The sequence below is a fragment of the Gulosibacter sediminis genome, assembly GCF_014904065.1.
GTDB classification, from domain to species: Bacteria; Actinomycetota; Actinomycetes; order Actinomycetales; family Microbacteriaceae; genus Gulosibacter; species Gulosibacter sediminis.
Genome location: NZ_JACXJG010000036.1, coordinates 22,263 through 28,262 on the forward strand (window position 1 = coordinate 22,263; position 6,000 = coordinate 28,262).

The 6,000-nt window shown below is 66.0% G+C and carries 5 protein-coding genes, 1 tRNA gene and 1 pseudogene; all 7 read left to right on the forward strand.

Features of this window, described 5'->3' with window-relative positions; translation table 11 throughout:
* The first annotated feature begins 190 nt into the window (after positions 1 to 190).
* The 7 genes and pseudogenes from ID132_RS12670 to ID132_RS12700 all read left to right on the forward strand — a co-directional run bounded on the left by ID132_RS12670 (position 191) and on the right by ID132_RS12700 (position 5,972).
* Complete coding sequence (locus ID132_RS12670) at positions 191 to 1,111, forward strand: transporter substrate-binding domain-containing protein (RefSeq protein WP_193128794.1); 921 nt, start codon at positions 191 to 193, stop codon at positions 1,109 to 1,111.
* Positions 1,101 to 2,063: an amino acid ABC transporter permease gene (locus ID132_RS12675; RefSeq protein ID WP_193128795.1), complete on the forward strand. Its 963-nt coding sequence runs from the start codon at positions 1,101 to 1,103 to the stop codon at positions 2,061 to 2,063. Before ID132_RS12670 ends, ID132_RS12675 begins: the two co-directional genes overlap by 11 nt.
* Positions 2,060 to 2,800, forward strand: a pseudogene (locus ID132_RS15405) (amino acid ABC transporter ATP-binding protein). The gene ID132_RS12675 and the pseudogene ID132_RS15405 overlap by 4 nt, the downstream one beginning before the upstream one ends.
* An 83-nt stretch (positions 2,801 to 2,883) precedes the next feature.
* Positions 2,884 to 2,956, forward strand: a tRNA-Lys gene (locus tag ID132_RS12685).
* A gap of 125 nt (positions 2,957 to 3,081) precedes the next feature.
* On the forward strand, positions 3,082 to 4,365 hold the full coding sequence (locus ID132_RS12690) for an FAD-binding protein (RefSeq protein ID WP_164509813.1): 1,284 nt from the start codon (positions 3,082 to 3,084) through the stop codon (positions 4,363 to 4,365).
* Between the two features lie 95 nt (positions 4,366 to 4,460).
* Positions 4,461 to 5,324: a DsbA family protein gene (locus ID132_RS12695; protein WP_125107777.1), complete on the forward strand. Its 864-nt coding sequence runs from the start codon at positions 4,461 to 4,463 to the stop codon at positions 5,322 to 5,324.
* A 3-nt stretch (positions 5,325 to 5,327) separates the two neighbouring features.
* On the forward strand, positions 5,328 to 5,972 hold the full coding sequence (locus tag ID132_RS12700; RefSeq protein ID WP_125107778.1) for a vitamin K epoxide reductase family protein: 645 nt from the start codon (positions 5,328 to 5,330) through the stop codon (positions 5,970 to 5,972).
* The last annotated feature ends 28 nt before the right edge of the window (positions 5,973 to 6,000 follow it).

A 6,000-nucleotide genomic window follows, 5' to 3' on the forward strand; every position in this document is an offset into this window, starting at 1 on the left:
GTGCACACAACGCCCCGGGTGCGGGTTATGCTCCCCACACATCTGAAAATTGGAACCCAACGCCCTCACTCGGCTGCGACGCGATCAGCGTTGCTTGCGGCCCGCAGCAGCAACGAAGCTCAATTGAGGTGGGCGAGGTGGTTCCCGTGTCGGCGCAGCGTGCTGCGTCGGCGTCTGAAAGGCAAAAGCAATGGTGAAATCGTCCGTCGCTCGTTCGTCCCGGAAAGCCCTCGGTGCCATTGGCGCCTTCGCCGCGGTTGCGCTTGTGCTCACCGGCTGCGTGCAGAACACCGAGGGGACCGGCGGCAACGCCAACCCCACCGAGAGCGCCGAAATCTCGGTGACGAAGTCTGACACCGCCGCCGCCATGGTGCCCGAGGAGATCTCGAGTGCCGGTGTGCTCCGCGTGGGCACCGACGCCACCTACGCCCCGAACCAGTACGCCGGTCCCGACGGGCAGCCGGTGGGCTGGGAGGTCGAACTCGTCGAGGCGATCGGCACGAAGCTTGACCTCGACGTCGAGTGGTCGAAGGAGGGCTTCGACCAGATCATCCCGAAGGTCACCGGCGGCACGCTCGACATGGGCTCGTCGAGCTTCTCCGACACCGTCGAGCGCCAGAAGTCGGTTGACTTCGTCGACTTCTACTCGGCCGGCCTCCAGTTCGTGCGCGGCGTTGACGTCGACCCGCTGCCGGACTCACTGTGCGGCCTCACCATCGGCGCGCAGGCGACCACCACGTCCGACGACTACCTCATGGCCGCGAGCGACGAGTGCGAGGCGAACGGCGAGGCGCCGATCGACCTCGTCAAGAAGGACGGTCAGGACGAGGCCACGAACGACGTCGTGCTTGGTAACACCGACTACATGCTCGCCGACTCGCCGATTGCGCAGAACAGCGTGCTGCAGGCCTCCGACAAGATCACCCTTGAGGGCGACGTCTTCGACGCGGCCCCGTACGGCCTTGTGTTTGCGAAGGACACCGAGCTGACGCAGGCGGTGCAGACCGCGATGCAGGAGCTCATGGATGAGGGCACCTACGAACAGATCCTCAGCAATTGGGGTGTTCAGGACGGCGCCGTCGACGAAGCTGTGATCAACGGTGTCAGCTAGCACCGACCCCATCGTCGCGGTCAAGCTGCGACATCCCTGGCGGACGACCGTTGCGATCGTTCTCGTCTTGCTGTTCGCTGTAGTCATTTATGACGCGGCCACGCGCGAGACCTTCCGCTGGCACCTCGTCGGGGCGTACCTCTTCGACACCCGGGTATTCCAGGCCGTCGGCGTGACCCTCGCGCTCACCATCCTCTCGATGGTGCTCGCGGTGGTCATGGGCCTCGTGCTCGCTGTCATGCGGCTCAGCGATAATCCGGTGCTGCGCACCCTGTCGTGGCTGTACCTCTGGCTCTTCCGCGGCACGCCAGTCTACGTGCAGCTCGTATTTTGGGGCCTACTGTCGACGATCTACCGGTCGATCGAGGTCGGCGTGCCGTTCACCGACACGACCTTCTTCACGATCGCGCCATTCGAGGCGATCGACCTGTTCTGGCTCGCCGTGCTCGGCCTCGCATTCAACGAGGCCGCGTACATGGCCGAGATCGTGCGCTCGGGCATCCTCTCGGTCGATGCTGGGCAGGAGGAGGCATCGAAGGCGCTCGGCATGAGCTGGCGCGACACCATGTTGCGCATCATCATTCCGCAGTCGATGCGCGTCATCATTCCACCGACGGGCAACGAGCTCATCTCGATGCTGAAGACCACGTCGCTCGTCACCGCACTCGGGTTCACGCTCGATCTCTATGCGCGCTCGCGGGAGATCTCGGCGGCGCTCTACGAGCCGGTGCCACTGCTCATCGTGGCGAGCATCTGGTACCTCGTGGTCACGAGCGTGCTCATGGTGGGCCAGCACTACCTCGAGGCCTACTTCGGCCGTGGGGTGGCCCCGCAAAAAGACACGGGCGTGGCCGATACTGGCGTGCTCAAACTGCCGGTCGGCCAGCAGACCGGGGCCGTGTCGACGGCCGACTCGGCGACTTCGACGCGAACGACGGGAGACGGTGCATGACCGCAACGGCCACCGCGACACCGATGGTGCGCGCGGAACACATCGTCAAGAGCTTCGGCTCGAACACCGTGCTCAAGGACATCTCGCTCGAGGTCGGCCGCGGCCAGGTGCTCTGCCTGATCGGGCCGTCCGGCTCGGGCAAGTCGACNGACGATCGACGGTGGGCGGCTCTGGGTCGAGGACGAGCTCATCGGCTACAGGCAGCGCGGCGAGAAGCTCTACGAGATGACGCCGAAAGAAGTGTCGACGCAGCGCGCCGACATCGGCATGGTGTTTCAGCGGTTCAACCTGTTCCCGCACATGACCGCGCTCGAGAACATCATCGAGGCGCCGATGCGGGTGAAGCACGAGAAGAAGTCGGTCGCCTCGAAGCGGGCGATGGAGCTGCTCGAGCAGGTCGGCCTCGCGCACAAGGCGAAGTCGTACCCCGGGCACCTCTCGGGCGGTCAACAGCAGCGCGTCGCGATCGCTCGGGCGCTCGCGATGCAGCCGAAGCTCATGCTGTTCGATGAGCCGACCTCGGCGCTCGACNTGACGTGCTCGGCGTCATGAAGCAGCTCGCCGAGAGCGGCATGACCATGGTCGTCGTGACGCACGAGATGGCGTTCGCGCGCGACGTCGGCGACCACCTCGTGTTTATGGATGCGGGTGTCGTGGTGGAGGAGGGCGACCCCCGGGACGTCATCACGAATCCGCAGCACGCGCGTACCAAGGCGTTCCTCTCGCGCGTAGGTTAACGACTTGCAAACACGTGTCGAGCGGTGGTAATGTCTTTCAGTCGGTACGGCGAGGTTGACGAACCAACTCCGCCGCTCGATTCGCGCCTCTAGCTCAATAGGCAGAGCAGCTGACTCTTAATCAGCGGGTTCCGGGTTCAAGTCCCGGGGGGCGCACGACAAATCCCCACTACGACATCGCCGCAGTGGGGATTCCTCGTTTCCGTGTGAACCTGACCGTGACAATGCTGGGGCAGAATAGAACGACGCAGACTTTCCTGGGATCCGAAAGAAGGCAGAGCGTGGCTGCAGGTACCGTTCTCGACAAGCGCGAGTCAGCGATCGAACTCGTTCGTCCCACCACACTTGCGCAGGTGCAAGACACTGTGCGGCGGGCACACCTCACCGGCGCGCAGGTGCGGCTGATCGACCCACAGGGCAGCGCCGAGGCCGCTCAGCCGGGCGTCGCGATCGACCTCCGCGGCCTGCGTGGCCTCGTCAGCGTCGACCCCGCGGCGGGCACGGCGACGTTCCTCGCCGGCACGACGATCGACCAGGCCGCGACCCAGCTCGAAGCCGAGGGGCTGTCGATGGTGGGCGCCCCGAGCGACGCGAAGCTCACGCTCGGCGCCGGTGTCGTGCTCGGCGGACACAGCGGCGCACCGCGAGACGCGAGCTTCCCCGCATCCGTCGCCGGCGTCACCCTGATTGACGAAACTGGCGCCGTGCTCCGAGTCTCGGCATCGCGCAACCCGCACTTCTGGAGCGCCGCTCGCCTCTCGCTCGGCGCGCTCGGCATCGTCACCGAGGTGACCGTGCGCGTGCGCCGCTACCGGGCGCTGCGCGTGAAGCGAGTCAAGACCGACCTGCGTTCGATGCTGCGCGATCTGCCCGAGGCTCGCAGCAAGGTCGACTACTACGTCGCGGCCTGGCGCCCCGGCCACGACGGCGTCAAGCTCACGCTCGGTTGGCTCGAGGATGCGTCGCCCGCGCAGGTCGCGGCCCGTCGCGGCAACCTCTCGTCGGCGCTGCACGCGCAGGACGAGAAGGCGGGCCTGTTCAGTCGCCTCCGCGCGGGGGTGCGTCGCCTGTTCGGCGGCGGGGCCGAGCGGCTCGACGAGCGTCGCGAGGGGCCGACCGGCTCGCTCGCCGAGGGGCGCGACGTCGCCGGCGCGAACTCGAGTGCCGTGACTATGGAATACCAGTTCCCGCTCTACAAGGTCGACCTCGTGCTGCAGGCGCTGCATGACATCGCGCAGCGCAACCGCGCGTTCTCGGGCGTGCAGACGCGACTCGGCATGGTCGCGCGCGACGACGTGTGGCTGTCGCCCGCGTACGGGCAGGATGTGGTGGCCGTCGCCCTCGACGTGAGCGACGCATCCGGCCGCAACCTCGAGGCACTGCGGCAGGCCGAGGAACTCTTCATTTACCTCGGCGGACTGCCGAACTGGGCGGGTTGGAACACCTTCACCGCCGGTGAAGCCGCCGACGTGATGCCCCGCTACAGCGACTTCGTGCACATCGCGCGAGACCTCGATCCGGATGCAATTTTCAGGAACGCGGTCGCGGACCGCCTGGTTCATTAGGTTTTAGGGGAAACTTATTTCTAGGGAGCTCGCATGGGGGCGACCTAGAATTGGGTCTTCCAGCACCTTCCCAACACGAATGGAACTCCCAGGGCATGGCCAGTAAAGACCGCGACCGTATTCGACAGCTTCGTGAGGAAGCCAACGCGCTTCGCAAGAAGGAAGAGGCGCGCAAGCGTCGCAGCCGGATGTTCGCCCAGCTCGGCATCGTGGCTGGCGCCGTCGTCGTGATCGCGGCGATCGTCCTGCTCGTAGTGATGGGACCGAAGTGGTTCAGCAACCAGGTCACGCCGTCGGCCGAGGGTGAGGTCGAGCTCACGAACTCGGCGGGCGACGCCGTGAGCCTTCCGATCCGCGTCGAGGAGGACGGCGGCGTCGTGGTTGGCTCCGACGACGCTCCCGCGAAGCTTGACTACTACTTCGACTTCTCCTGCCCTGCCTGCCAGGACTACCACTCGGCCATGGAGTCGTCGTACGAGCAGGTTATTGCCGACGGCGACGCGCAGGTGACCTACCACATGATCCGCTTCGTGCAGGACTACGGCCAGTACGCCGGCTCGGCCACCGCGGGCGTCATCAGCTCCGACCCGAGCCTTTTCTACACCGTCATGAACGGCATCTTCTCGGTGCCGGCCGAGACGCAGGTCGGCTGGGGCTACAGCGACTACGCGTCGTACGTGCAGACCCTCGGCTTCACCGATGAAGAGGTCATCCAGAACATCGCCGATGGCAACTACGGCGGCTGGATCAGCGACAACACCGAGCGCGCCCGCGAAGATGGCATCTCGGGCACCCCGTCGGTCGGCGTGAACGGCACGCTGCTCGAGACCGTGCCCGCCTCGCTCGACGAGTTGCTCGACGCCATCGGCGCTGAGCCCGCGGCCACCACCGACTCGACCACCGAGCCGACGGCCACCGCTGAGTCGACGACCGAGCCGACCGCCACAACGGGGAACTAAGCCGTGAGCACGACCCTCGAAGACCGCCTCGACGAGGGTGAGGGTCAGGCGGTCTTGCCGGCTGCCGCCCGCACCCTCGTCACGGGGTGGACCCTCCTCATCGGCGGCGGCATTGGCCTCATCGCGAGCTTCATGCTCACGATTGAGTACTTCCACAACCTCGCCGACCCGAGCGCCGAGCTGCTCTGCGACCTCAGCGTCTTCGTTACGTGCCAGCCGGCGATGAACTCGACCGCCGGTGCGATCCTCGGCTTCCCGAACGTGATCCTCGGTCTCGTCTGCTTCACGATCGCCGTCGTCTCGGGCGTCGTGATCGTCGCTCGCGTGAAGCTGCCGAACTGGTACTTTGTTGGCCTGCAGATTGGCCTGATCGGCGCTGCGGTGCTCATCACCTACCTGCAGTGGTACTCGGCCTTCGAGCTGCGCGCCCTCTGCCTCTGGTGCATGGTCATCTGGACCGCCACGATCCCGACCGTCACGCTCACCACCATCGGTAACCTCGCGAACGGCCGCCTCGGCCGTGGGGGAGTGAAAATCGGCCACGGCCTCGCGAACTGGGCCTGGGTCGTCGTCGTGATCTGGTACCTCGCCGTCATCGGGCTCGTGCTCGCGGGCATGTGGGAGCCGATCCGGCTGAGCATGATCTAAGCGAACATCCCCACAACCACTTCGGGCG

What these genes read in the sequence shown, in the direction of transcription:
- ID132_RS12695 (WP_125107777.1), top strand. Translation starts at nt 4,461, where the DNA reads ATGGCCAGTAAAGACCGCGACCGTATTCGACAGCTTCGTGAGGAAGCC.
- ID132_RS12670 (WP_193128794.1), top strand. Translation starts at nt 191, where the DNA reads ATGGTGAAATCGTCCGTCGCTCGTTCGTCCCGGAAAGCCCTCGGTGCC.